The organism is Candidatus Thiodiazotropha sp. AKAK3, assembly GCF_058244645.1.
This window is the reverse complement of sequence record NZ_JBSYOQ010000050.1, coordinates 155,637-182,316: the sequence shown is the minus strand read 5'-3', so window position 1 is coordinate 182,316 and position 26,680 is coordinate 155,637. Positions and strand designations below refer to the sequence as shown.

Here is a 26,680-nt window from a genome sequence, read left to right as displayed (position 1 = left end):
AAATTTTACTTCTCAGTGTCAGTCAGCCAGCTGGATAGGCTGAGGTCTTTCGATACCATAACCTTGGGCAAAATCAACGCCTATTGCAGTCAGCCAGTCAATGATTGCTCGATCCTCAACAAACTCAGCAATGGTCTCAATATTCAGCTGTCTGGAGATCTGGCAGATAGACTCCACGATTGCTTCATCCAGGGGGTCATCAGGTAGGTCACGGATAAAACACCCATCGATTTTTACATAATCTACGGGGAGTGTTTTAAGGTAATTGAAAGAAGACAAACCACTGCCGAAATCATCCAAGGCAAATTTTACCTTGAGCCTTTTCAGTCTCCCTATGTAGTTTAGGGCCTTCTGCAGATTTCCTATTGCGGCTGTTTCAGTGATCTCAAAACAGATTCTTTCGCCCAATTCAGGGTTTTGATGCAAACGTGCCTCAACACCTTCCAGGATATGGCGATTGGCTAGAGAGCCACCGGAGAGATTGATGAAAAGACTGATATCACTGTTTTCAGGGATCATTAACCAGTTACATGCTTTGTGAATCACCCATTCATCCACTCGATGCATAATGTCATACCGCTCTGCGGCAGGAATAAACTGTCCGGGCATTACAAGTTGTTGGTTTTCGTCGACCATTCTGACTAGAACTTCGTGATAGATTCTGGAGGATGCCTCCCGTGAGAGGGGTTGTATGCGTTGGGTATAGAGAACCAACCGCTCTTCGTTAAGTGCCGCTTTAATGTGTGTAACCCAGTTCATCTCACTGCGTCGCTCAACCATCAGTTGATCATCTGCCTGGTAGACGTGCGTTCGGTTACGTCCCTGTTCCTTTGCGCTGTAGCAGGCCAGATCAGCCAGACTCAACGCGTTTGGATCGGGCAAATCACTATTTATTTCGACTATCCCGAAACTGGCGCCGATCTGAAAATGACGTTCCTCCCAGGCAAAGGGGAAGTCCGCGAGACTGCTACGTAGTTGCTCTGCAGTATTAAGGCCGTGATCAACATCACAGCCTTTCATTAGTAATCCAAATTCATCACCCCCCAGACGTGCGAGCATGTCAGACTCCCGGGTATGACTCAGCAGCAGAGTAGCAACTTGCTTGAGTAATTCGTCACCTGCCACATGACCGACTGTGTCGTTGACAACTTTAAATTGATCCAGATCGATATAGATCAGTACATGCTCTCCCATACCATTCAATGCAAGTCCGACATGCTTTTCTAATTCTTGATCAAATGCAGTACGGCTCCACAATCCAGTGAGGTTGTCATGCATTGCCTGATATTCAATTTTCCGTTGCAGTTGCCGTGAAACGGATACATCATGAAATACCAGAACCACCCCAATGATCTGGCCTGATTCATTGCGTATAGGTGCGGCGGAGTCTGAAATGGCTATCTCTATGCCTTCTCGATTGATCAGCAGGGTTTGGTAGCCGAGGTTGATAACCCGCTCCTCACGCAAGCAGTGTTCTACCAGGTTTTCTATTGGGGTACGCTCATTCTCATCAATTATTGGGTAGACCTCTTCCAGCGTCCTGCCATCTGCATCCTCGTTTTGCCAGCCGGTCAGCTTCTCTGCAATTGGGTTTAGGAATGTAATGAGACCATTTGCATCTGTAGTGATGACGCCATCGCCAATAGAGCTTAGGGTGACTAATGCGCGTTCCCGTTCTTCATAAAGGGTTGATTCAAGTTCTTTCTGCTCAGTAATGTCAACATGTGTGCCGGCCATTCGCACCATTTCCCCATCGCTATTTCCCCAGGCACGGCCACGGGTCAATATCCAGCGTAAGCTGCCATCTTTATGGCGCATACGATGCAGGATTTCATAAGTTGAAGCTGGATCTTGCAGGTGAGCCTTGAGGTTGCTAAGCACAGCGGGTCGGTCTTCGGGATGGATCAGATCTTCCCAGGATTGATAGTGATCAGCAATCTCATGTTCCTGATAACCCAGCATCTCTTTCCATCGGGGTGAAAAGTAGACTTTGTTGGTTGTTAAATCCCAGTCCCATATGCCGTCATTGCTCCCTTCCAACGCATAGCGCAGTCGTTCTTCGCTGGCACTGATGCGCTCATTCATCAATTCGACCTCGTTCTCCCTTTCAACCAAGGTGTCGAGCATATGATTCATGTCATCAGATAATTGACCCAGTTCGTCTGGTCGTTTCAGATGGCAGTGTTGATCGCGATCTCCCGCTTCAATGCCTTTGGCGAATCCAGCCAGTTTACGGATGTCCTGGGTTAGACCACGGCTCATCAACCAGGCAAAAATGACGCCGACGAAGATGGCAATTACGGTATAGAACAGCCCCTCCTGGGTAACTACTTGAAGATTTTCAGTAATCGCTGCACGGCTGATACTTACCCGGGCCCAGCCAATATGATTCTCTTCAACCATGATTGGGTGGGAAACATCGATTTGCAGGGGGTTGTCGAGAAGGATTTGGGTGGTTTTAGGTGCCTGCAATAGTTGCAGGCTGACAGCATCATTGACATAACTACCCACTTTGCTGCGGTCTGTATAGCCCAGTACCTGGCCTTGCAGATCGATAAAAAGGGCATATTGCAGGCCAGGAAACTTCTGCTGAGAGAGAATAACTTCTTCGATGCCGATGTAATCTCTGGCCAGAATCCAGGAGGTGCCATTAGCTGCCAGCGTTTCGGCTAAGGAGATAGCCTGCTGTTGGGATTGAGCCAGCAGAAAATCCTGTTGGCGAGTGACCAGGTCATAGACAAAGACGCTCATCAGAAAAGCATGGACCAAGGAGATACCGAGCATCAGTTGACGCCCGATGGATGCAGTCCAGAAGTGGTGAAACAGCTTCAGCATAATATGACTAGCCAGCACCGCCTACAGGGCGAACTTTCTGTGTAAAGTTATCGATGAACTGCCTAACCACATCATAAGATTGATTTTCAGCAGTTTCAAATCGAGACAGTTCCATCGGTCTTAAAATCTCTCTTCCAGGCTCGTGTTTATGCAGATTGACGAGCAGATCATGAACCTGTTGCACAATTGATTTCGGTACTTCGGGTAGAACCACCAGGCTGTTATTGATGAGAGAGTCAGTCTCCCAGATAACCGATAATTCCTCTTCCAGCTCAGGTCTTTGCTTGGCTAATGCTATCCAGGGCGGTGGCCAGGTAGCACCCGCAGCTGTCTGTTTGAGGTATACGTTCATGATCGAGGACTCCTGAGAACCAACATAGCGGTTATCAAGATCCTTCATGACATCAACCCCATTAGTTTGCAGATAGTATTGGGGCATCATTGTGGCGGCCAGGGCAGTGGGTGCAGGATAGCTGACTTTTCTGCCTTTTAGATCTGAGACCCGACTAATTCCGCTATCCTTTCTGACCAGAATGATACCTCTGAAATTTGAGTCGTCTCCCATCTTCGCAAATACGCGGTAGCCTTTGTCAATAGCGTTAATAGTCTGAAAGGGGTTGGGTAAACTGAAATGAAACTCACCGGCATAGAGTTTCTTATCGTAAGCGGCGTAGTTGCGCGATGCTTCAAGCTTGAATCTTACCCCTGGGATTTGCTCACTGAGATAATCCGTTAGAGGGCTAAAGACCGCATATAGCTTTTGAGGATTGTGCAGGGGGTGGACACCAAAGTGATAGACAGTATCAGTTATTGGCGGTGTGGTTGAAAATGTGGGTTTATAGCTGGGTTCTATTGCCTTTTCGCAGCCACTTAGCAATAGCAACAAGGGGATCCAAAGGAGTGGTTTTGCAATTATCGATAACTTCCACATATCTAAAAAGCGGTCCAAAAATTGTACTCTGTCACTAGAACCCTAGCGGCAGGGGGGCTAAAAAGATTAACACCTCCGATTTGGCCCAGAAGCAGTCTATTCACTAGGGGACATGGCAAACACCAGAGCAAAGCCGAGAAACTGTTACTCAGTCCATCTCCATGCAGGATTAGAAGAGACCTGACATGGCCCGCTGGTCTTAGGAGAAGGCTGCAGGCACCTCCCTGAACAACAATAATAGCTTTAAATATCAGGAGTGCCTTAGATCAGTTAATAAACCGGTTGTAGCACATACACTCGATCAAGTGTCAATTAGAAGGATTCCAAAATTTGCCATCCCATCCCTGGTTTTAGTGAGCAAGGTTATATGTTTTGCCTAACTAAGACAGTGAGTTATTGTTGTTAAGGTTTTTTCTGACACTCATGAAAAATACGCTGTGTGCAACTGGCGCATATCGATTTGTCCAGTTTTTGGTATATACCCCTGATTGCTGCGGTTTTTGATTGGAAAACGTTTCTGGCTCCCGTCGCATCCAGACAGCCATATTTTTCCAAAGAGGTCCACAATCCTTTGGTGACATTGGTTATATAGAGGTTACCCTGATTCTCTTTTCTAAGACGAGCCTCTTCCGCTATCGCCTCACCACCCTGAAGATCGACGAAATTGATACCCTGGGCGATGATCGCGAGGTGTTTTTGTTGCGGTGCTTCCGACCTTATTTTGTCGAATCTCTCCTGAACGTGGTTGACCGAGCCAAAAAATAGCGAACCATCGATACGAACGAACTTCAATTGTGGGCATTCGGGCAGTTCGCTGTTACATGAGAAGGCTCTTTTATGCAGACGTGGATCTGGAATGCGGGAGGTGATTAAAGGTTTTGAAACCCGCTCCAGGTAGAGGACAAGAGAGAGAAGCACTCCGGCAAAGATAGCAAATTCCAGTTCCAGAAAAAGCGCACTGAAAAAGGTGACCATTAGCACACCACTCTCCCGTTTGGAGGTGTGGAGGATATGCTTGATCTCTTTAAAGTCGATCAATCCCCAGGCAACCAGAAACAGAATGCCTGCCATGCCAGCTTTTGGTAGATAGGCTGCCAATGGAGCCACCAGGAGCACGATCACCATCAGGAAGAGGCCTGCTGAGACCGCCGCTATTGGGGTTTTAGCCCCTGCTTGGTAGTTGAGGCCGCTTCTGTTGAAAGAGCCTGTTGCAACATATCCAGAGAAAAACGCACCGGCAATATTTGACAGACCCTGACCGACAAATTCCTGATTTCCATTGATCCGATAACCGCCACGTGCTGCCAGGGAGCGACCAATAGATACAGCCTCGGTAAGTGCAAAGAGGGTGACTGCTAGTGCAGATGGGGCTAGATTCTTGATGTTCTCCAGGGTGAGATTGGGGGCTGACAGAGGCGGCAAGGTATCTGGTAAAGCACCGACTGTAACAATGCCTGTAATGGATTCACCGAGAAACTGGTTCAGACCAAATGCTAATAGACTGCCGGATACCATCGCAAAAATCATGTATGGAATCTGCGGTAACCAGCGTTTTACCAACACACCACTGAATAGTGTGAATAGGGCAACACTGGTGACATAAACATTGATTTGACTGAATTGGTAAGCAAACTGGATGAGAATATCGTGTAGATGACCACCACCTTCCATGCTTATGCCAAAAAAGTACTTTAATTGTTTTGCAGCAATCAATATCGCTGCACCGGCAGTAAAACCTACAACAACCGAGTGGGAGATGAAATTGACCAGAGCACCCATACGTGCGAGACCCAGGGCCAATTCAAACAGACCAACAAGAAAAGTCATGGTCAACGCCAGAGAGACGTAGTCGATAGTCCCAGGTTCAGCGTAAACCGACAGGGCTGAAAAAAGTACGATTGATGCCGCTGTGGTAGGGCCGGATACAAGGTGCTTCGAGGAGCCAAAGAGGGCTGCAATGACAGCCGGTATCATACCTGCGTAGAGTCCATATTGCGGTGGCATACCAGCAATGGCAGCAAAGGCAACCCCCTGGGGAAGCACGACAATGGCACCGGTTAATCCGGCAGATAGATCGGCACGCAGATCACGATTTGACGTATTTGGCAGCCAATTCAGAAAGGGTAGAAACCAGCTCCACCAGGCAGGATGAGTCGTTGTTTGCATGAAATTTTTACTTCTATGAAATTCATGAGTCTCATGTTGTGAGACTGATGCTTGAATTGCAGTGCAACATGAATGATCTGGTTCTGTTCACCCCTATGACAGCCTTGTCTAGCTATAAACATCCAGTGTCATGTTCACCATTTAATGATCTTATTGCACTGTTCGTGCCATGAGTCGGTGCCGTTAAGTTATTGATTGTAAGTAGATAATTAGAGGCGCTGATTTGATGGCGTTGCATTTTGCAATCGTTCATTCACAGGAATGTCGTAGAACTACTGAATTGTGTGAGATGTAAGGTTTGTTGCAATCCGTAACTATCGTTGCGTTTTGCAATGCCTGGATCGATAGGGTGATCTAATATGGAGGGTCACAGTGGGTTTAGGGTTTCTTAAGATTTAAAACAGCCAACATCCCTTTTCGATAGATCTGAATGTTTATTGATTGTCCTTTTTTATATTGATCAATTTTGCCTCGTATTGCTTGCAGGCTATTTTGGCTATCGAGAGGAATGCCGGCAACAGAGACGATGATGTCACCACCCAGCAAGAGTTCTTGACCATCAATAGTTGCTGGAACACTGCCTTCACGCAATCCCAATCTGTCTGCAGCTGAGCCATCGGCGATTTTTTGCACTAACACCCCTTGCTCAAGAGGAAAGTTGATAGCCTTGGCAATATCTGGGGTAATGGAAATGGCGTTAAGACCGCTCCAAAAGTTGCTCCTTTCTAACATCAATCTGCGTGCGGTATTTGAAGTAACAGCAAAGCCAATACCCTGGTTTCCGCCAGATGTACTCTCTATGTGACTGACTATTCCGATCACTTCACCATTGAGATTACATACCGGACCTCCGGAATTGCCCTGATTGATGGCGGCATCAGTTTGAAAAAAATCACCGAGTAGGAAAGATTTACCTAAATCATGCCCTGAGTGTTTGGCACTGATATGACCGGTGGTTAATGTGTGGTGCAGGCCATATGGTGAGCCTATTACAAAGATCTCGTTACCAATAGCGACTTTGTCTGAATCTCCAAGCTCAGCACTAATTAGATTATCAGGGATTTTTTGTAACCGGAGTAGGGCGAGATCTGCTGCAGGCTCAGAGCCTATTACCTTAGCCAACGCCCGTTGACCATCTTTGAATTCGACATGAACAGCATCACTTGTATGAACAACATGTGCGGCAGTTAAAATATCCCCCTTGTTGCTGATAACAATACCTGTGCCAATACCTCGATCCACTTTTTCGGAAAGAGGGGATTTTGAATAGGTATGGAGTGTAACAACAGCGGGATCTACTTTCGCAAACAACGAACTGAAATTAGTTGCATGACCTATGACTGGAAATAGTAGTAGAGATAAAAGAAACAAAAAAATTGATTGGTTCAATGTCTGAAAATCCTACTGAAAGTTTGGTTATTAACCCGATTCTACTACTATGGATCAGAGAAGAGTAAAAACCAATGGTCGCTGATTTCAAGTAACGCAGAAATATATATTATCAAGATATCAATGCTAATATCCCAATGGCGAGGCGTGTTGAATCAATAACCTGATACTACTAAGCTTGATGTAACTCTCTGATTGACTATTAGTGTTAACAGGCCCCAACATAATAAAGAGGTTAAAGATGTCAGCAAGTCGCTTTTTGACAATTCACTATCTGGATGGCTCAAATGAGACTTTCACCTTTCCCAAGCAAGCGAAGGATCATTTTGATCTTATGAGTAAATTGAATGACGCTATGAAGACAGATCGATTTGTTATTGAAGCCGATGGCCATCTGCATGTCATACCGCTGACTTCAATTAAGCGTCTGCAGTTCTCGCCAGCTCCCGACACTTTGCCTCAGGGTGTAATTGCTGGTGCCTCACTTAATAGTTAAGGGCGCTCAGCTTATCTGTTTATGAGGTTGGTTTAATCTTAAACATGATTGCATAGAGTGTTGGCACGAATAGCAGCGTCAAGAGTGTAGCAAAACCCAGTCCTGTCATGATGGTGAGTGACATGTTGACGAAGAATACATCCTGTAGCAGTGGTATCAATCCGAGAATGGTGGTGGCTGCCGCCAACACTACTGGTCGCAGACGGCTTACAGTCGAGTCAAGGATTGCGTCGTAGGCCTGCTTACCGCTGGCAATCTGTTGGTCTATCTCATCTATGAGTACGATGGCATTCTTGATTAATAGCCCGATCAGGGATAGGGCGCCAAGCAGTGACATGAAATCAAAGGCACCATTAAAGCCAAGTAATCCGGCGGTGATACCAACTATGGCTAAAGGTACGGTCAGCCAGATGATCAATGGCTGGCGGAGTCTGCCGAATAGTAGAATGCTGACCAAAATCATGAGCAGAAAACCGAAGGGCAGGGAGCTGGCTAATCCTGCCTGTGCGTTCTTCGAATCCTCATACTCTCCACCCCAACTGAAATTGTAACCAGGCGGTAGTTCGATTGCTTCTACTTGAGGTTTTAAACGGCTGAACAGGGGAGTGGCCAATTCTGTAGTTGGATTGCATGAAGCGATAATGGTCTGAATACGATCACGGGATCGGATCAGTGGATTTTCGAATACCGTTTCGAAGCCATTGATTACCTGAGCTGCAGGCACTGACTGGTTCAATACCGGACTCCAAAGCACGATATCCCGCAGGTTGCCTACATCACTTCGTTCATCCTCAGAAGCACGCATGTAGATGGGGAGAACCCGTATGCCATCCCGGAACTGCCCTACAGGGGTTCCATCCATAGCATATTGCAGTGCCGAAGCCAGGTTTTCACGAGTAATACCCAGTTGACGACCAGCCTGCTCATTGAAAATCGGGCGAATCAGTTTTACAGGCTGCCGCCAATCGTCACGGATATCCTTTGCTTCGGAATCAGCTCGCATGATCGATTGGGCCTGCTGAGAAAGTTGGCGCAATACAACCGGATCTGGACCTTGAAAGCGTGCCTCAATCTTGCTGTCTCTGCCTGGGCCGATGCGCATGGATTTTATAATCGGATCTGTCCAGGGGTAGTGTTCTTTGATGTGGCGATCCACCTTTGCCCAGATCTCAGCGATACGCGCTCTGCTATCGGTATGAACGATGATCTGGCTATAGACTGCTGAGGTCTCTTTGGGGTCGTAGACAAGAGTGAATCGTTGATGGCCGCTGCCTATGCTGATGCTGGTCTGCTCCACCCCCTCCTGTTCCATCAGAAACTGGTTGATGCGCAGGGTGTCCTCACGGGTGGCGCGAATATCGGTTCCCTCAATCTCCCAGACATCGACAAAGAACATTGGTGTGTTGGATTCAGGAAAGAAGGCCTGCTTGACACTGCCGAAGCCGACCACTGCCAGCACAAACAGCCCAATCACCATGGCAACTGTAATCCAGCGCAATCGCACGGCGCTGTCCACTACACCGCGAAACAGTTTAAAGACGCCTTTACCATAGGGGTCTTCACCCTGGCCCGCCTCAGCCGAACCCGGTTTCAGCAGTATTGAACAGAGTAGGGGGGTTGTACTGATTGCGGTGACCCAGGAGAGCAGCAGTGAGTAGAGGATGACCCAGAATAGAGAGTTGGCAAATTCACCGGTGCTGTCCTGAGAGAGTCCAATTGCAGAGAAGGCCAGAATGCCGATAACAGTACCTCCGAGCAGCGCCCAGATGGTCTTCGCCACAGTCTCCCTGGATGCGTTGGCCGCACTCATGCCGCTCTGCATACGTACCAGCATTCCCTCGGCGACTACGATGGCATTATCCACCAGCATACCCAGAGCAATAACCAGAGCGCCAAGGGAGATCCGTTGTAGTTCGATACCGTCTATGTACATCAGCAACAGAGTGCCTGAGACGGTGATCAGAAGTACGGCGCCAATAATCAGACCAACCCTCAACCCCATAAAAAGCAGCAGGACTATGATCACGATGGCCACTGCCTGACCTACACTGACCAGGAATCCACTGACTGACTTTTCCACTTCCAAGGGTTGATTGTAGATCTCTTTAATCTGCATGCCGGCAGGGATACTTCCGATCAGCTCATGAACTCTGGCATTGAGTAGTTCACCCACCGCCACCACATTTTCACCAGCCTGCATGGAGATACCTATGGTCAGTGCCGGCCTGCCGTCCAGGTAGTACATCTGGCTGGGCACTTCATCATATGCACGGGTGATTTGGGCAATGTCCCGCAGATAGATAAGGCGTTTATCTTCAGAGGCAACCATTACATCGCCTATGTCGGTGACTGACTGTAACTCGCCACTGGGTACGATACGCAGACGTTCGCGATTGACACTGCCGTGGCCTGCGGTGACCACCGTATTCTGGGACTGCAGCAGTTGGGCTATGGCTGAAGGAGAGATACCCAGTTCGCCGAGCCGCTCACGTGAGATATCCACATAGACAACTTCTTTTTGTGTGCCACCGATGGAGACTTTACGCACTCCTGGCACTAAAACCAGTTCCTGTTTGAGGTAGTCGGCGAAATCCCATAGATCTCGCCAGGTGTATCCCTGACCGGTGACAGCCAGATAGGCACCATACACATCACCAAAGTCGTCGATTACCATCGGAGCCTGGGCGCCCGGTGGTAACTTGTTCTTCATGTCTGCAATCTTGCGTCGCAGCTCATCGTATATGTCGGGGAAGTCTCCCGCTCGGTATTTATCCTTGAATTCTATGGAGATGTCGGACATGCCGGGTCTGGAGATCGACATCTTGATCCGCTTGACCTGCTCAAGGCGCTGGATAGCATCCTCGATATGGTAGGTTACTTCATCTTCCACCTCCTGTGCGGAGGCACCGGGGTAGAGAGTGATTACCTTGGCATTTTTAATGGTGAATGCCGGGTCTTCCAACTTGCCCATCTTGTCGAAGCTGAGTAGACCACCACCGACCAGTATGATGACCAGCAGCCAGGAGATGACCGGTGTGCGTACGGAGTATTCCCCGATATTCATGTGCGCCCCTTAATGATTCTTCTTTTTGTCGCCCGTTACTGGTACTTCAGATCTTCCGCTCTTTGCATGGCCTGCTCTTTGTCCGGCATCAGTCGTACTTTCATGCCCTTGACCAGAAAGGGGGTGCCGGCTGTGACGATACGGTCTCCAGGCTCTAACCCCTCAAAGACTTCAATATTTTCACCGAGGAGACGTCCAACCTTTACCACTCGGGGTTCGACGGTCATGCTCTCTGCTTCTACAACCCAGGCCAGGGGGTCAAGTTTGTAGTCACCAACAATGGCGCTGGCTGGTACTGTGTAGACTGTGCTGTCACTACTTAATTTACTGAAATCAACAGTCACCTTTGCGGTCATGCCCGGTAGGATATTGGCACTATCCACTCTTTGCATGGTGTAGGTAATTTGAAAGGTTTGGGTCTTGGCATCTGCCTGGGTTGTTATCTCGCGAAAGGTCAGCGGGAAACGGCTGCCGGGAATGTCGGCGAAGGAGACAGTAACCAGAACATTCTCTTTGGCTCTCTCTCTGTCTGCGGATGTCAATCCCCGAAGCAGGCTCTCAGGTACATCGAATTTTACCTCGAGTTCAGAAATGTCCTGTAGGACGAGTACCGGCTGTTTGGCCTGTATCTCTTCATAGTTGTCAATGTTGAGTAGTGCAATGCTGCCATTGAAGGGGGCCGTGAGCTTGGTGTAGTTGAGGTCCTGCTGCGCCGCCTTAAGGGCTGCGCTGGCACTCTTGAATTCCGCTTCAAGCTTGTCGAAATCCATTTTGGAGATATTGCCTTTCTTGATCAGTTCCTTAGCGCGACTAAAATTACGATTAGCCTTGTCATAGTTGGCTTTTCGGTCGTTATAGACGATTTCAAGATCGGTTGGATCGAGTGCCGCAACCAGTTGCCCCGCCTTTATCTGATCACCCTCCTTGACTGGCAACTGATTGAGTACCCCGGATACCCGAAAAGAGAGTTCGGCCCTGCGACCAGCATCAATCCGTGCTGGAAAAGTGCGGATAGCGCCACTGGACGTTGTTTCAATCAGAAAACTCTTGATTGGACGCACCACATCTACCGGTTCAGCCGAAGGAGGTTCACTACATCCACAGAGAGATAGACAGACCATGGTTAGTCCGATGATGCCATTTCTTGACCCACTCATTTTTATTGAACTCCCCAGCAGACAGTCCAGTGGCTGGACTTTTTATAATCTTTGTTAATACTCTACTTTAGCGCCGATTAAAAAAAATAGACAGGTAGTGAAGTAAAAATGAAGCTATTAAATTCCCCCGATAATCTAGGCTTATTATCCCGACTGCCGATCTTGCAAATAGTAACAAACAGGCTTTTGATGATGCTCATTATTGCAGTGATGAGTGGTGGATGTTCTTTGATGGAAATTTTCCAACAGACCGAGGGTGTTAATCAGGCTGGTACTATTTCCGGTAGTGTCACTATCGAAAGTGAGAGTGATGCGCCAGTAGTTATTCTGCTTTTTACAAAAGAGGATTTTGCACCGAAACTTGAGCGAAAATATGTTCTACAGGGCGCAGGTAAATTTCGCTTCTATGCTACGGAAGGTAGCTATTATGTTGCAGCATTTCAGGACACAAATCGTGACAATCTCTACCAGCAAACAGAACCAGCAGTAATATATGGTGGTGATGATATATTTTCTGCAACCCCATTGGTACTTGGGGCCAGTGATCATATTGAACTGAACAATCTGGCGCTGAAAAATCTGATATCGAAACAAACAAATCGAGACAATATCTCGTTTAATATTGAACAGGACCATACTGGAGAGAGGGTTTCTCTGGATGATCCAAGGTTCTCCCGTGAGATTGGTACCCTTGGATTATGGAGACCCATCTCCTTCATAGATCAGGTGGGTATAGGGCTCTATATGCTCTCTGCTCCTGAAGCAGATCGTATTCCGGTGATTTTTATTCATGGTGCTGGTGGTACGCCGCTTGAGTTCGCTGAGTTGACCAAAAGTTTGGATGAGAGTCGATTTCAACCCTGGGTGCTTCACTATCCCAGTGGCTTGAGACTCGATATTGTCAGCGACTATCTTGTGAAAAGCATCAACCAGTTAGAGAGTCAATATCGATTCGACTCATTCTATCTGATCGCTCATAGTATGGGCGGGTTGGTGATGCGATCAACCGTTAAAAAATATTACGAAAGTGAACACCAGCCTGTTATCGGTCTGGCAATGACAATCAACAGCCCCATGGATGGTATGGCCAGTGCTGAATTTGGAGCGAAGTCATCTCCAATTGTCGTTCCCTCCTGGAGAGATATCGCGAAAAACAGTGAATTTTTAGACAATATCAGGAATTGGCCCTGGCCAGGTAAATTGCCTTATCATTTGGTATTTTCTTATCAGAGTGGTGAGGGAGACGATGGGGTGGTTGACCTGGAGAGTCAGATTCCATTGGCACTGCAAACAGAGGCTACTCGGCTATATGGCTTTAACGCGGGACATGCGACCATTCTCAAAAACCCCCTATTCATTCGTGAATTTCAAAATATCATGAATAAGAGTTACTAAAATCAGAGTCCAAGCTCACATCAGAAGGGTGAGGCCCTGCCTCACCATAAGAGTGTCGATTCCCCAGAAACCCCAGGTAGTTTGTTCATCTCCATCAGCGTCGTCTGTATAGCGGCTCGATAGGTGGTTTTCTTTTCAGTTGGACATGGTGCGGCAGGGCCGCAACCTACCGTTGAATTTAATCAGGACAGTAGGTGTTATGTGCCGCAACGACGGGATCAGTAAGCATGTCTGATTTTTCGATCCAGATTGAATAACCATTAATATGACAGATTTGATTGCTGGGAGAATAAGATTCCAACAATCAGGCGATAGTCACATTAGAGTCAAGATAGACATCCTGGATGGCATTAAGCAGCTCGACCCCTTCCTCCATTGGACGCTGGAAGGCCTTACGCCCGGATATCATACCCATGCCACCAGCGCGCTTATTAATGACTGCCGTACGCACAGCCTGGGACAGGTCACCCTGACCGGAGGAGGCGCCCCCCGAGTTGATCAGTCCAGCTCTACCCATATAACAGTTTGCTACCTGGTAACGTACCAGGTCGATTGGGTGCTCAGAGGTGAGGTCGCTATAGACCTTGTCATGAGTCTTACCGAAATTAACTGCTCGATAACCGCCATTACCCTCTGCTTGCTTCTGTTTCACAATATCTGCTGCGATGGTGGCAGCCAAATGGTTGGCTTGTCCGGTAAGATCAGCGGCAGAGTGATAGTCCACGCCATCAACCTTGAAAGCGCTGTTTCTTAAATAGGCCCAAAGGACTGTTGCCATACCCAGTTCATGAGCCTGTTGAAAGGCATCAGAGATCTCCATGATCTGGCGACGGGAATCAGAGGAGCCAAAATAGATTGTGGCGCCAACGGCTACCGCCCCCATATCGAATGCCTGTTCAACTGATGCAAACAGGGTTTGATCGTAAATCGTGGGATAGGTGAGCATTTCATTATGGTTAAGCTTAACCAAAAATGGGATCTTGTGAGCGTAGCGACGTGACACTGCACCCAGCACTCCCAAGGTAGAGGCAACCGCATTGCATCCCCCCTCAATGGCCAGCTCGACAATTTTAGCCGGGTCGAAATAGATCGGATTGGGCGCAAAGGAGGCACCTCCTGAGTGCTCGACACCCTGATCCACCGGTAGTATTGAAAGGTATCCACTACCTGCCAGGCGACCAGTATTGAAGAGGGTCTGTAAACTGCGCAATACGCCTGGCTTGAGGTCCTTGTCTGCAACAACCCTGTCCACATAGTCGGAGCCAGGAAGATGAAGTGCGGTTTGATCAATAGTCCTGCATTGATGGCCTAACAGGTGTTCGGCCTCAGAACCCAGTAGTTTTGTTATATCAGTCATAAGGGATTCCAGATTGTAGTGTTTTTACTCTTGTTACATGAGTATAGATAGTCTGTTCAGTTATGTTAGAGGGGGCGGAGGAAAAATATTCTTGAAAAAAGAGTACTCTGGTGGATTCTCTTTTTTAACGCTCTTAAGTGATCATAGTCTTACGATGAACTGTAACGTAGAAACAACGTATATTTAGTTGGTAAGCGTTTCCCATTTCAGTATTAACAATCTTTGGCTATGTCGGTTTTGAATGTTGTGCGCTATAGAATTGTAAAATATTAATGTTCAATATGAAAAAGAATATCTTACTTGACAGGGATCACGTTTTTCGGGATTTACAATGCTAAGCTCTGTCGTGGGTCGATCGGAAGAAACTTAATAAGGGACTAAATTATGAAAAGACAATATCTAAAAACTTTAGTAGCTGCTTCTCTTCTTATTCCAATCTTTAGTGTTAATGCCGCTACCTATAATGTAGGAACTTTCTATGTCACTCCTGACAATCCGGATGGTAACTATTCAATTGATACTTCTGGGGCATTTTGGGATGAGTTCGATTTCAATACGCGCACATATAATTGGAGGGATAGGGCCAGTGTAACTTTCAGTGGAACCCATAGTGGTATGTACAATAGTGAACTTCTGCTCATCAATTTGAACACAAGACAAACATACAATTTGGGTGAGGATTTCTCGGTGACACTTGATAATCTGAGATATGGGCAGAGATTCGCTATTGCTGGCGCTGGTCTTATGGCTACTGATCCATCAATACTTTCCTCATATAATTTATCGATGGACGCGGAACTTACCTTATCTACCAACCCACCTAATCCAGTGCCATTACCTGCAGCTACCTGGCTTTTCGCTTCTGGCCTGATGGGCTTTGTGAGTTATCGAAGAAAAAAGACTCCTGAGGAAAATGAGAGTACGTCAATAGTGTCATAGTAATGACTGCTAACTGACAACATCAGTTTAGGTTATAGACTCTGTTTTTAGCGTTTGGTAGAAAAGACTTACACTGATATTTTTCACTTCTTTATGACCTGTATGGTGCTGTAGGGTGGGGCCATGCCCCACCTATTAAGCTGAAAAATATTACAATATAACCAATTTTCTTATTCTAAATATCGAGTAATAATCTATTGATGGCGAGTTATTTAACCCATTTTGGTGGGGCATGGCCCCACCCTACCTAGGTCACTAATATCGAAGTTATCCTGCATTAGGTAATGAGGGATCAGAATCAGTTGCAGTACATATAGACACTCATATATCGAGATATGACTTACACCAACATTTTCCACTTCTTTATGATCTGTATGGTGGAAAAATAGAGCTGTAGGGTGGGGCCATGCCCCACCATATTGAGTTGAAAAATAGTACAATGTAGCCAATTATCTTATTCAAGATATAGAGTGATAATCTATTGGTAGCGAGTTATTTAACCTGTTTTGGTGGGGCATGGCCCCACCCTACATAGGGCACAAATGTCGTAGTTATTCTGCAATAGGTGATGTGGGATTAGAATCAGTTGCGGCATCAGGGGTTTTGTTTTCTTCTGAACTCTTAGTACCCCCTGTATTTGATTCAGATAGATCCTCGGTAGTACTGCTCTTTGATAAACTCTCTTCAGAGGTCACATCTGACTTTTGATCTGTCTCATCTGTTTCAGTATCACAGTTAGAGTGACCACTGTCTGAACCACATGACGAATCTTCACTGTTTTCTTCATCGGAACCCTTGTTTGAATCGCCATCCTGCTCCTGGCTGGTTTTCATCCCACGTCCATTCGATTCTCCATAGCCTCTTAAGTTGAGATCGAAAATCTGTAGTGAAGAGCTACCCTTGGCTTCACTTTTTCCAGCCGCTTGATCACTGCTTTGTTGACCACCCAACTCTGAACTTCCCTGGTTTGATGATGAACGGGGAGTAGGGGACTGAATAGAGACAAAGGGTAGTGCATCATCCTCTATTATGCGGATAATAGCCGTTCCAGGATCGGAGATCACTGCACCGTTACTGGCATCTGATAGGATTAGGGTGAAGTTGCTTTCAGTTTCATACAAAGTGTCATTGATTATCTCAATCGATAATGGCAGACGGCTGATACCCTCGGCAAAAGTTATTCTACCGTTTCTAGGGATATAATCCTCACTCTTCGTCGCTGAGCCATCGAGGGTGTTGTATGCTACAGATACTTCAGTGTCGAGATTTCCTTCACGAATCAAATTTACAGTAATTTGTCCATCATTTTCCCTGATTTCATAACTCACGGATTCAAGTGAGATCGAAGCAAACCGGCTGTCCGGGTCATCATCCAGTATGGTTATGGTTGTCGATGCAGGCTCACCGATTGTTGCTTCTCCTTCGATGTCAGTTAACACTATCTGAAATAACTCACTGCCTTCAAACAGGCTATCATCGATCAATTCGACCGAGATCTGCTTTTCTGTCTCTCCTGAGAGAAAACGAACCTTCCCCTCAGTGGCAATAAAATCACTTTCGGCAGTAGCTGTATCAGAAATAGTTTGATACTCAACATCTACAGTGCCATCACTACCACCAGTGCGAACCAGGCTGATCAGGGCTTCTCGATTGGCTTCATTAACAGCAACTGAGACGGTGCTGAAAGCAATTGAACCCGCGCCATCATCATCAAGTATCAATACCTCGACTTCGCTTTGATCTCCTAAAGAGGCCTTACCTTCTACATTGCTTAAGCTAATAACGAAAGACTCATTCTCCTCATCTTCCCGGTCATTGATAATCGGGATCTCGAAACTGCGCATTGTCTCGCCATCGGCAAAGATTAATCGTCCTGATTGTCGTAAATAGTCGACGTTGGCGCGGGCATCAGTACCACTGGTAGCAAAGTCGACAGAGACTTCACCGGTCGTACCTCCCATGCGCCTTACAGTGACAATCAGTTGCTGTGTGGATTCATTGACAGAGTAGAAGGGCTCGCTGAATATAAGCTGGCTCTGCTCATCAGAGCCGAAATTACTGAAGAGCAGCTCATAAGCGGCTGAGACATCAACCAGGCCGTAGCCAGATTGATCGTCATTTCCTGTTTCGCCAAGGTCGACTGCAGAGTCATATAGAGCAGTTTCGATCTGCGATACAGGTAGCTCAGGAAAGGCACTTTTCAGCAGCGCAATAGCACCAGTGACATGAGGTGCTGCGAATGAGGTGCCGGAGACGACGTTGTAGGCTATCGGTAGCAGGTCGGTAGTGAAAACCAGTGCGCCGGGTGCCACAAGTTTGGGGTAGGCGCCGCCATCACAAGCATTGGGGCCGCGGCTGCTCAAGAGCTCGATCTGCTCCGATTGATCTATAGAGCCTACAGACAGAGCGCCAGGATTATTGGCAGGACTGATACTGGTAGCTGTAGAAGGGCCGTAATTGCCTGCTGCAAAGACGACACCTATGCCGGCCTCCTGTAGCAGGCGAATATCTTCGCCAAACTCTTGATAGCATTGATTGATGGTGCTGGCAAAACCCCAGGAGTTGTTGACTACATGTGGTGCGTCATCAGTCAATGGGTCGCCGTCCGGATCGAGCAGCCATTGAAAAGCCAGGTGAATCGCGCTCAGAGTTGTTTGATTGCCATCATCAAATATTTTTGCGGCAATCCATTTTGCCTCAGGAGCCAAACCTACCTGATAACCACTTTCGTCTCCCCCAAGAATCAGTCCAAGGGCTTGTGTTCCATGACCGACAAGGTCTACCGGTAGATCGTGTTCTTGGTAGGGGTCGAACCAACTATTGCTGCCTCCTCGCCAGCGGCCTGAAAGATCCGGGTGGTTGACATCGACACCAGAATCCATGATGCCTACGACTACACCTTCACCAAATACCTCCTGCTGCCATAGATTTGGGGCATTGAGTTTGTCGATATTCCACTGGGGTATGGCAGCACTGTCTTCAACCTCAGGGGAACTCATGGTTAAACGCATATCAGCAGTCACACGCTCAACGCCGGGCAGTCCGGTGATATCATCCACCAGATCAGCAGGTAGATCGAGGGCGATACCATTGATTGTCCATAGCATCTTAAGCTCGGTTTTGACACCATGTTTTCTCAGTAACCTGGCAACTGCAGCTGAGGCTCTCTGAGTCTGCTTTTTCAGACTGCTAAATACACCTGTGCGAAACTGCTTGCGATTGATTTTTTGACTATCAGAGGCGCTCTTATACTGATGTGCTTTACGATGGGCCTCTTTAAGCTCACTGATTTCATACTCTTTTTCGAAACGGACTATGACGGGGACTGATGTCCGTTGACTGGCATCCGCAACCAACCTTTCCACATCAGCTGTGAGAATCGCTGCTGCGTTTACAGAGGGCAGATAGGTGGTGATTGCCACTACAAAAAGTATGCTAGAGAGTTGGTGTCGCATGCTGCATTCGCCATAAAAGACGATTAGTTCCTTAATGGGGAAGGATACTGTTTATACTAGGGCCTATTCGATTAGTGTTAACAGGCCCTTGTTCCACAGTATCAGTTTATTAACTATATTCTTTGTACCAATAGTGCGATATGCAGACTACTACTACCAGAGTATGAGGTATGTTACTACCTGACCTGGTATGTAAATTATAAGAATATAAAGCACATATACTCTATAGATGGTTGTGATTAGTGGTTTTTCATTAAACCGGCCCAAGGTAAGACAGTAGATGGCAGGTAGGGTTTTTATGCATCAAAGGTAAGGCATTACCCTATGCATAAATACACCTTCCCATGAATCATACTATCAACGGAAATCTGCTGAGATAGTATAAGGGAACATCTGATTGATTCAGATACAGGGAGGTGATGGGATGGAGTGAAGTTTTTTCATGTTGATTGGTAAGCATACAGAGTGTGATCTTCTGTTCAATTTTTACAGAATCGACATGGTTCAGCCGCTACCTACCAAAGAACTAGAGATATTCAGAGATTTATTGAGTTAGCCGCACTGCTGCGAGCATAGGAAATGACCACAGGTAAGCCAATGGGAATAAGAGACAATAGATTGTTGGTAGTCGTTCTGTCTGCAGGCCTGACCCTGCTAATGGCTTCCTGCGCCCAACAGCCTCAGGTTTCCGACACAAAGGCTAATGACGGTTATCAATATACTGCCCCCAAGAGACCCGAACTGCCTGGCTCAGATTCAGGGGATGGCAATGAACTCGTACTCTCACAGCAGGTTCAGCGGGAGCCCGAATTTTTTATTCGACAGGGGAGTGGTGAATTTCTCAACCAGAATGCCCAGTCGAAAGCCGGCTCCCAACCAGCAAAAGGTGATATTACCCTCAACTTCGAAGCAGTAGATCTTCGTGAAGTAGTGAAGGTTATTTTTGAGGAAATACTGCAAGAGAACTACCTCATTGATGAGAAGGTTCAGGGCAAAGTCACCATCCACACAACCTATCCAGTATCTATAGATGCGGTATTACCGATTTTGGAAAACATTCTGCAAATGAATGGTGCGGTAATGGTTCGCAACGGTGCGCTGTATAAGATTTTGCCTGCTGGGGAGTTGAAAGGGATGGCCTTGAAACCCTCGATAGGCAAAGGGCAAGGGAAAATGAAAGCTGGCCAGGGTGTACAGATCGTGCCCTTGAAGTACATCTCCGCTCTGGAGATGAAAAAAATCCTCGAATCATTCACAACCAATGCTGAACAGGTGCGGGTTGATGCAGGTAGGAATCTGATGATTCTCAGTGGCTCTTACCAAAAGATAAACAACCTGCTGCAAACCGTTAAAATGTTTGATGTGGATTGGCTCAGTGGTATGTCTTTCGGCCTGATTCCGCTGAAATACACTGATGCAAAAACCCTCACTGAAGAGCTGAAACACATTCTGGGGGATGGAGAAGCCTCTCCCCTGGGCCATATGATTAAACTGATTCCCGTTGAACGCCTGAGTGCGGTGATGGTGATCAGTCAGCAGCCAAAATATATCGATGAAGCGCGCCGCTTGATTGCACAATTTGACCAGGGCAGCGATAAGTCGCCAGATCGTCGGCTCTATGTTCACCATCTCAAAAATGGTAAAGCGGAGAGCATTGCCACAATTCTTCAGAGTATTTTTGGCAATGAAGTGACCACTCCTTCTGCTTCGGGAGGGTTGAGCAGTAGTGACCCATTGTTACGTTCAAATGTCCGTTCACCGACAGCTTCAGGTATTGATCTGAATAACAGTAATGCAGATAGGAATGCCGCATTGACCAAAGATCAGCCTCAGATGCCCAGTGGTGCTGCTGCGAGTGGTGCAGCCCAGCCATCGGCTTCAGCTGGGGCGGCATCATCTGCAACGATAATTGCTGACCCGGATAACAATGCCATACTGGTAATGGCAAGCCCCAAGGACTACCAGAAGATCAAAGCCACCATCACCCGCCTGGATGTAGCGCCCAAACAGGTCATGATCGAGGCAACGATTGCTGAAGTGCAACTTTCAGATAATCTGAGCTATGGTGTGCGCTGGTTTTTTAATGGTTCCACAGGAGGCGGTCGCCCCTATGAGGGTGGCTTGGGATCGCCTCTACCTGGTAGCGTCGGAGGTGATGGCTTTGCTCTGGGATTATTCAATAACCTGAATGATCTGAAAGTATTTTTCGATATACTTGAAAATGAGTCCTCGGTTAAATTTCTTTCTGCTCCACAGATCATGGTCATCGACAATCAGACTGCCAGTTTCCGGGTTGGCGACCAGATTCCAATCGTGACCCGAGCTTCCCAAAGTACCTCTGATCCGAATGCGCCGATTGTCTCTGAAGTTCAGTTCAGAGATACAGGTACCTTGCTTCAGATCACGCCTCGTATCAATGAGGGCGGGATGGTCACCCTGGAGGTCAATCAGGAGGTGAGTACACCCGGATCGGCGCCTGCAATTGGTGGTGGTGGCAATGTTGCTATTTCACAACGTACAATAGAGAGTACCGTTGTTGTGCATGACGGCCAGACCGTCGTTCTGGGTGGATTGATAAGAGAGAACACCAGTAGCGGCAAAACCGGCATACCTGGTCTGATGCAGATTCCTTTTCTGGGCAGTCTGTTTGGCAGCACCACAAAGGATGTCAGTCGCACGGAATTGATTGTCACACTCACGCCTAAAGTGGTTCGTAATCCTCAAGAGGCCTACGATATTTCCCAGGAACTACGGGAAAAGATTCGAGATGCCACACTGTTTCAGGATGATTTCAACAGGAAACGCGCTGAAAGATCGGGAATATAGAATCTTATTGCCTGACCACCACTAGTGTGATGTAACGAATAAACTGCACCAATCAGCTCTGCAGGGTGAGCAAATGATTCCTGCAGAGTCCATTGCTTTAGTGTTATCAGGCTCTAAACTTCAATAGTAATGTGTGGATATTTCCGTAGTCCGAATACAGGCGTGGGATGAATACAACGAGTCGAAGCATCAACAACGAAACCCTTACCTCCGAACAGCAGGAGCAACTGGAACCTGTCTACACCAGTCAGCCGCTTTGCGCTGCTTTGGTTGCTTCAGGCCGCTTGGGTATTGCTGAGGCGGATCGAGCAGTTCGACTCAAGCAGAGTCAACAAAGTGACGAATCTATAGGGAATATTCTACTCCAGCTTGGCCTGATCTCAGATCGGGATCTGGCCACAGCCCTGGTCGATATTTGTGGCGTACCCTTAGCAGAACGAAAGGATTACCCCGATCTGGCCAATCTCAGCGAGAATATCTCTGCAAACTTTCTGAAGCAGCATCGCCTGGTGGTGTTCGATCATATTGATGACCACATTCTGGCGATTATGGTCGATCCCAGTGATCTTTATGTCATTGAAGCACTGGAGTTGATCAGTGGTAAGTCGGTGCAGCTTCAGGTTGGTATTGCCAGCGAAATCGACGAGACCATACAGGAGCACTTTAACGAATTACAAAAGAGTGGTTCTGGTGATGAGGGCGATGGCCTGGAACACCAACTGCTGTTGGATGATGTTGAGCAACTCAAAGAGCTTGCCAGTGAAGCGCCGGTAATCAAGATGGTCAATCAGATCATTTCCCGTGCCGTATCCAGCAAGGCTTCCGATATCCACATCGAACCTTTCGAGCAAGTTCTGAAGATACGGTACAGGGTTGATGGATTGTTACGTGAGACGGAACACCCCTCTATCAACATGGCGCCTGCATTGATTTCACGTATTAAGATTATGGCCCATCTGAATATCGCAGAGCGCCGTCTGCCCCAGGATGGACGTTTCAAAGTTAGAGTGCATGGCGCCACATTGGATCTTCGTGTTTCTACCGTGCCTACCCTGCATGGGGAGAGTATGGTACTCAGGTTGCTGCAACGGGATGAGGTGAACCTGGATTTTTCCAGTCTGGGTTTTGAAAGCGCTACGGAAAAGCGTCTATTGGAGATCCTCGATCGTCCCCACGGCATTGTTGTTGTTACCGGGCCTACCGGTAGTGGTAAGACCACTTCTTTGTATGCTGCTCTGAACTATCTGAATCGTCCTGAGAGAAAGATTCTCACGGTTGAAGATCCAGTGGAATATAACATCGAGGGGGTGAATCAGATACAGGTGAAAGCCAGTATAGGTCTGGGTTTCTCAGAAGCTCTACGATCCATCGTGCGTCAGGATCCGGATGTGATCATGATTGGTGAGATACGTGACCAGGAGACGGCTAAGATTGCGGTTCAATCAGCACTTACCGGACATCTGGTTCTCTCATCACTGCACACCAATGACGCGGCAGGCAGTATTACCCGTTTTCTCGATATGGGGATTGAGGCCTTTCTTCTTACCTCAACAGTTAACGCAGTGGTTGCACAACGCTTGGTACGAAATCTCTGCCGGCATTGTAAACAGCCTTATACGCCGCCACCTGAAGTCCTTGCCCGTTTCACTGGATCTGACAAAGCACCAACCCTCTACAAGGCAGTTGGATGTGATGAGTGTGGTGGTAGTGGCTATCGTGGTCGTAGCGCTATCATTGAAATGATCGAATTGAGCGAAGCGATGCAGTCTCTGATTCTTCAGGGTAAAGATAAGCATGCCTTGGCTGCCTGTGCCAAGCAGGAGGGAGCGAAATCGATGTATGACGATGGACTGCATAAAGTGGCCCGAGGTATTACCACCCTTGAAGAAGTGCTGCGAGTCACTCAGGAAGGTTAATGGCATCATATCTCTATAAGGCGGTTACCCCCGAGGGTGAGGTTGTAGAGGGAATGCTCGATGCAGTAAGCCGTGAGCATGCAGTAAACCAGATTCATCTTAGCGGGCAGGTGCCAATCCGTATTGAGGAGAGCCAGGAGACTATTCGGGCTGCGCCTCGTCAACTGTTCAAACGCAAGAAGGTTCCTCAGGGGCAGGTTGTCGCTTTTACCCGTGAACTTGCAACCCTATTGAAATCTGGTCAGCCACTCGAATCAGCACTTGGCATATTGGTTTCAATTGCTGGCGCTGAATCACTTTTCAGCCAGCATATCAACAGCATCCGTGACAGTCTGAAGAGTGGACACTCTTTTGCTGATGCCCTGGCAAAAGAGGAGGGGATTTTCAGCAATTTCTATGTACAGATGGTTCGTGCCGGTGAGGCGGGAGGGGCGCTGGAAAATGTACTCTCACGTCTGGCAGTTCACTTGGAGCAATCGCAGGAGGTTAGAAGTTCTCTGATCTCTGCTCTGATCTATCCGGCCATATTACTGTTTGTTGCCATTAGCTCAATCCTGATTCTATTGACCTATGTAATTCCTCAGTTCAGCGAACTGTTTATGGATATGGGAGAGGCTCTACCCCTTTCTACGCGCATCACCATGGGCATGGCGTCATTCCTGCAGGAGTATGGCTGGGTTTTAGCCCTGGGGGTCATGCTGCTGGTTTTCTATTTCAAATGGCAGATGAGTAAAAGACGTACAGCAAAACGTTGGCACGCCCGTCTGCTCAATCTTGGTGTGGTTGGACCGATTGTCAGACAGGTTGAGGCCGCTCGTTTTTGCAGAACGCTCGGCACGCTATTGGAAAATGGCGTGCCACTGCTCAAATCCGTAGCAATTGTTAAAGAGACAATTGGCAACTTTGTAATTGCGGATGGCATGGATCATGTCATTAAACACCTCAGGTCGGGTCACAGATTGGCCGATCCCTTGGCTGAACATGCTCAATTTCCTCAATTTGCGCTGCAGATGATTCGTGTTGGTGAGGAGTCAGGGCAACTGGAGCCGATGTTGATGCAGACAGCTGATATCCTCGACCTCGAAACGCAAACTCTGATCAAAAGGGCACTTAGCCTGGTTGAGCCTGTGATGATACTGGTGCTCGGATTAATTATCGCCGGTGTCGTGATGTCGATTCTGGTGGCTATTTTAGGCGTCAACTCTCTGGTCGCGTTATGAGCAGGCAACTGGCTCAACGCTGCCGAGGTTTTACTCTGATTGAGATGTTGCTGGTGTTGGTCTTGATGGGCATGCTGTTCTCTTTGACGCCGCCCTTACTGCATAAAGCGTTTCCAGCAATCAAACTGAAAGCGGCAACCCGTGATCTTGCTCAGGAGATTCGTTACGTACAGCAGACAGCCATAATTACAGGTAGAGAGTCCCGCATGCGTTTTGATATTGAGAACAGCCGCTATCAAAGCGACCTGGTCAATCAGGGAGTAGTTCGGCATCTACCAGATGGTATTAGTTTTGCGAGTCAGAAGGTCGCTGATCGCCAACAAACCCTGGTTCTGCGATTCTATCCAGATGGTAGCTCCAGTGGGGGGTTGATTCGTCTCGGTAATGAAGCACAAGCTTTTGTTATCGCAGTGGATTGGTTGACCAGCAGGGTGCAAATCATCAACAGCCGTGATCTAAAAGAAGATGCTCGATTCGAAGTGTGAGGGTATGACTCTGATAGAGGTGCTGGTCGCCTTCATCATACTCGCTATGACAATGAGCGTGATACTGAGAATAAACTCGGGCGCAGTGAGGAATCATCAAGTTGCCATGCAATATTTCGAGGCTGTGTCAGTTGCCCAGTCCCGTCTTGAACAGATGAGTGCGGAAATCGATGTGGAGAACTATACCCAGGAGGGTGTTGATCAAGATGCCTATACCTGGCGCTATCTGCGTCAACCCCATACCTGGCAAGAACAGAAGTTACTGACACTGCCCTTGATTCCTGTTGAGGAGATATTGACTGTCTCCTGGGATTCCCCTGGTGGAACCCGTGAGATCTCATTTACCCGCATCGGAGTTATCCGTGCAAAACCCTGATCATGTAGAACTCAATAGAGAGCGATCTCGTGCCCATATTCTCAGTGGTGGTTTTACCCTGCTGGAAATCATGATTGCCCTGCTACTGCTTGCTGTGATCACAACAACATCTGTGTCGATGTTGTTTTTGAATATCAAAGGCTGGGAGCGTGTTTCAGAGCGAAGTGAGGTTGAAATAGCCGAGCATCTCACATCGGCCCGGATTGAGCATCTGATAAGAAATCTACTGCCTTTCACCTGGCAGCAGAAACGGGTTCGTCAGTTGGCATTCTCAGGGGATGCCGGGCATGTTCAGTTTATCGCACCTGCTCCGCAGCAATATCAATCGGGTGGATTGTTTGAATATCGCTTAGTCCAAGAGCGGGATTCAGAATTGGGATTAAGTCTGGTGCTCTACTATGCACCCTACTATCCAAACATACAGCAGTTCTCACTCCCTGAGGAAGGTCGTCGACGCATTTTGATCTCCGGGCTGCAAAATATCGAATTCAGCTTTTACGGAAAACCACAGAATCGTCCTCAACCAGAGTGGACAGAGCAGTGGCAGCAGAGCTACCGCTACTTTCCTGAGTTGATCAAAATCAGTCATACAGAGGAAGGAGTGGATTACCCACAGGAGCACTTTGTTCGTATCAGGCGACAAAGCAGTTAATGTCTGAAGAGCCCAGGTAAC

At 47.5% G+C, this 26,680-nt stretch carries 17 protein-coding genes; 9 read left to right on the top strand and 8 right to left on the bottom strand.

Annotated elements, in window-relative coordinates; translation table 11 throughout:
• Positions 1 to 18 precede the first annotated feature (18 nt).
• The 4 genes from AC4IE7_RS11215 to AC4IE7_RS11200 all read right to left on the bottom strand — a co-directional run bounded on the left by AC4IE7_RS11215 (position 19) and on the right by AC4IE7_RS11200 (position 7,321).
• A complete protein-coding gene (locus tag AC4IE7_RS11215; RefSeq protein ID WP_490776930.1) occupies positions 19 to 2,835 on the bottom strand; it encodes an EAL domain-containing protein in 2,817 nt (938 codons plus the stop codon).
• A gap of 7 nt (positions 2,836 to 2,842) precedes the next feature.
• Positions 2,843 to 3,718, bottom strand: a complete 876-nt coding sequence (locus AC4IE7_RS11210) for a phosphate/phosphite/phosphonate ABC transporter substrate-binding protein (protein ID WP_490776929.1) — start codon at positions 3,716 to 3,718, stop codon at positions 2,843 to 2,845.
• A gap of 450 nt (positions 3,719 to 4,168) precedes the next feature.
• Positions 4,169 to 5,932, bottom strand: a complete 1,764-nt coding sequence (locus AC4IE7_RS11205; RefSeq protein WP_490776928.1) for a SulP family inorganic anion transporter — start codon at positions 5,930 to 5,932, stop codon at positions 4,169 to 4,171.
• A gap of 378 nt (positions 5,933 to 6,310) precedes the next feature.
• Complete coding sequence (locus AC4IE7_RS11200; RefSeq protein WP_490776927.1) at positions 6,311 to 7,321, bottom strand: S1C family serine protease; 1,011 nt, start codon at positions 7,319 to 7,321, stop codon at positions 6,311 to 6,313.
• A 241-nt stretch (positions 7,322 to 7,562) separates the two neighbouring features.
• Between AC4IE7_RS11200 and AC4IE7_RS11195 the strand changes: the two genes are divergently transcribed.
• Complete coding sequence (locus AC4IE7_RS11195) at positions 7,563 to 7,817, top strand: hypothetical protein (RefSeq protein WP_490776926.1); 255 nt, start codon at positions 7,563 to 7,565, stop codon at positions 7,815 to 7,817.
• Positions 7,818 to 7,836: 19 nt separating this feature from the next.
• On the opposite strand, the gene AC4IE7_RS11190 is transcribed toward AC4IE7_RS11195, so the two are convergent.
• Together AC4IE7_RS11190 and AC4IE7_RS11185 are read right to left on the bottom strand one after the other, a co-directional pair.
• Complete coding sequence (locus tag AC4IE7_RS11190; RefSeq protein WP_490776925.1) at positions 7,837 to 10,881, bottom strand: efflux RND transporter permease subunit; 3,045 nt, start codon at positions 10,879 to 10,881, stop codon at positions 7,837 to 7,839.
• Between the two features lie 35 nt (positions 10,882 to 10,916).
• Positions 10,917 to 12,038 (bottom strand): efflux RND transporter periplasmic adaptor subunit, encoded by a 1,122-nt coding sequence (locus tag AC4IE7_RS11185; RefSeq protein WP_490776924.1) that lies wholly within the window; start codon positions 12,036 to 12,038, stop codon positions 10,917 to 10,919.
• Positions 12,039 to 12,269: 231 nt separating this feature from the next.
• Here AC4IE7_RS11185 and AC4IE7_RS11180 point away from each other — a divergent pair, with 231 nt between their 5' ends.
• Positions 12,270 to 13,433, top strand: coding sequence for an esterase/lipase family protein (locus AC4IE7_RS11180; RefSeq protein ID WP_490776923.1), 1,164 nt, complete (start codon positions 12,270 to 12,272; stop codon positions 13,431 to 13,433).
• Between the two features lie 304 nt (positions 13,434 to 13,737).
• On the opposite strand, the gene AC4IE7_RS11175 is transcribed toward AC4IE7_RS11180, so the two are convergent.
• The gene (locus AC4IE7_RS11175) at positions 13,738 to 14,790 is read right to left on the bottom strand and encodes a class I fructose-bisphosphate aldolase (protein WP_490776922.1); all 1,053 of its coding nucleotides are present in this window, start codon (positions 14,788 to 14,790) and stop codon (positions 13,738 to 13,740) included.
• A 384-nt stretch (positions 14,791 to 15,174) separates the two neighbouring features.
• Here AC4IE7_RS11175 and AC4IE7_RS11170 point away from each other — a divergent pair, with 384 nt between their 5' ends.
• A complete protein-coding gene (locus AC4IE7_RS11170) occupies positions 15,175 to 15,729 on the top strand; it encodes a VPLPA-CTERM sorting domain-containing protein (RefSeq protein ID WP_490776921.1) in 555 nt (184 codons plus the stop codon).
• Positions 15,730 to 16,280: 551 nt separating this feature from the next.
• Here the strand turns inward: AC4IE7_RS11170 and AC4IE7_RS11165 are convergent.
• A complete protein-coding gene (locus AC4IE7_RS11165; RefSeq protein ID WP_490776920.1) occupies positions 16,281 to 19,184 on the bottom strand; it encodes a Calx-beta domain-containing protein in 2,904 nt (967 codons plus the stop codon).
• Positions 19,185 to 19,763: 579 nt separating this feature from the next.
• Between AC4IE7_RS11165 and gspD the strand changes: the two genes are divergently transcribed.
• From gspD to AC4IE7_RS11135, 6 genes are all read left to right on the top strand, one after another.
• Positions 19,764 to 22,010 (top strand): type II secretion system secretin GspD, encoded by a 2,247-nt coding sequence (gene gspD, locus AC4IE7_RS11160; RefSeq protein ID WP_490776919.1) that lies wholly within the window; start codon positions 19,764 to 19,766, stop codon positions 22,008 to 22,010.
• A gap of 167 nt (positions 22,011 to 22,177) precedes the next feature.
• Positions 22,178 to 23,926 (top strand): type II secretion system ATPase GspE, encoded by a 1,749-nt coding sequence (gene gspE / locus AC4IE7_RS11155; RefSeq protein ID WP_490776918.1) that lies wholly within the window; start codon positions 22,178 to 22,180, stop codon positions 23,924 to 23,926.
• Complete coding sequence (locus AC4IE7_RS11150; protein WP_490776917.1) at positions 23,926 to 25,146, top strand: type II secretion system F family protein; 1,221 nt, start codon at positions 23,926 to 23,928, stop codon at positions 25,144 to 25,146. The genes gspE and AC4IE7_RS11150 overlap by 1 nt, the downstream gene beginning before the upstream one ends.
• Entirely contained in the window at positions 25,143 to 25,631 is a 489-nt protein-coding gene (locus AC4IE7_RS11145) for a GspH/FimT family pseudopilin (protein WP_490776916.1), read from the top strand. Before AC4IE7_RS11150 ends, AC4IE7_RS11145 begins: the two co-directional genes overlap by 4 nt.
• A gap of 4 nt (positions 25,632 to 25,635) precedes the next feature.
• Positions 25,636 to 26,007: a type IV pilus modification PilV family protein gene (locus tag AC4IE7_RS11140; RefSeq protein ID WP_490776915.1), complete on the top strand. Its 372-nt coding sequence runs from the start codon at positions 25,636 to 25,638 to the stop codon at positions 26,005 to 26,007.
• Positions 25,994 to 26,659 carry a prepilin-type N-terminal cleavage/methylation domain-containing protein gene (locus AC4IE7_RS11135; RefSeq protein WP_490776914.1) on the top strand — a complete coding sequence of 222 codons (666 nt, stop codon included), beginning with the start codon at positions 25,994 to 25,996 and terminating at the stop codon, positions 26,657 to 26,659. Before AC4IE7_RS11140 ends, AC4IE7_RS11135 begins: the two co-directional genes overlap by 14 nt.
• The last annotated feature ends 21 nt before the right edge of the window (positions 26,660 to 26,680 follow it).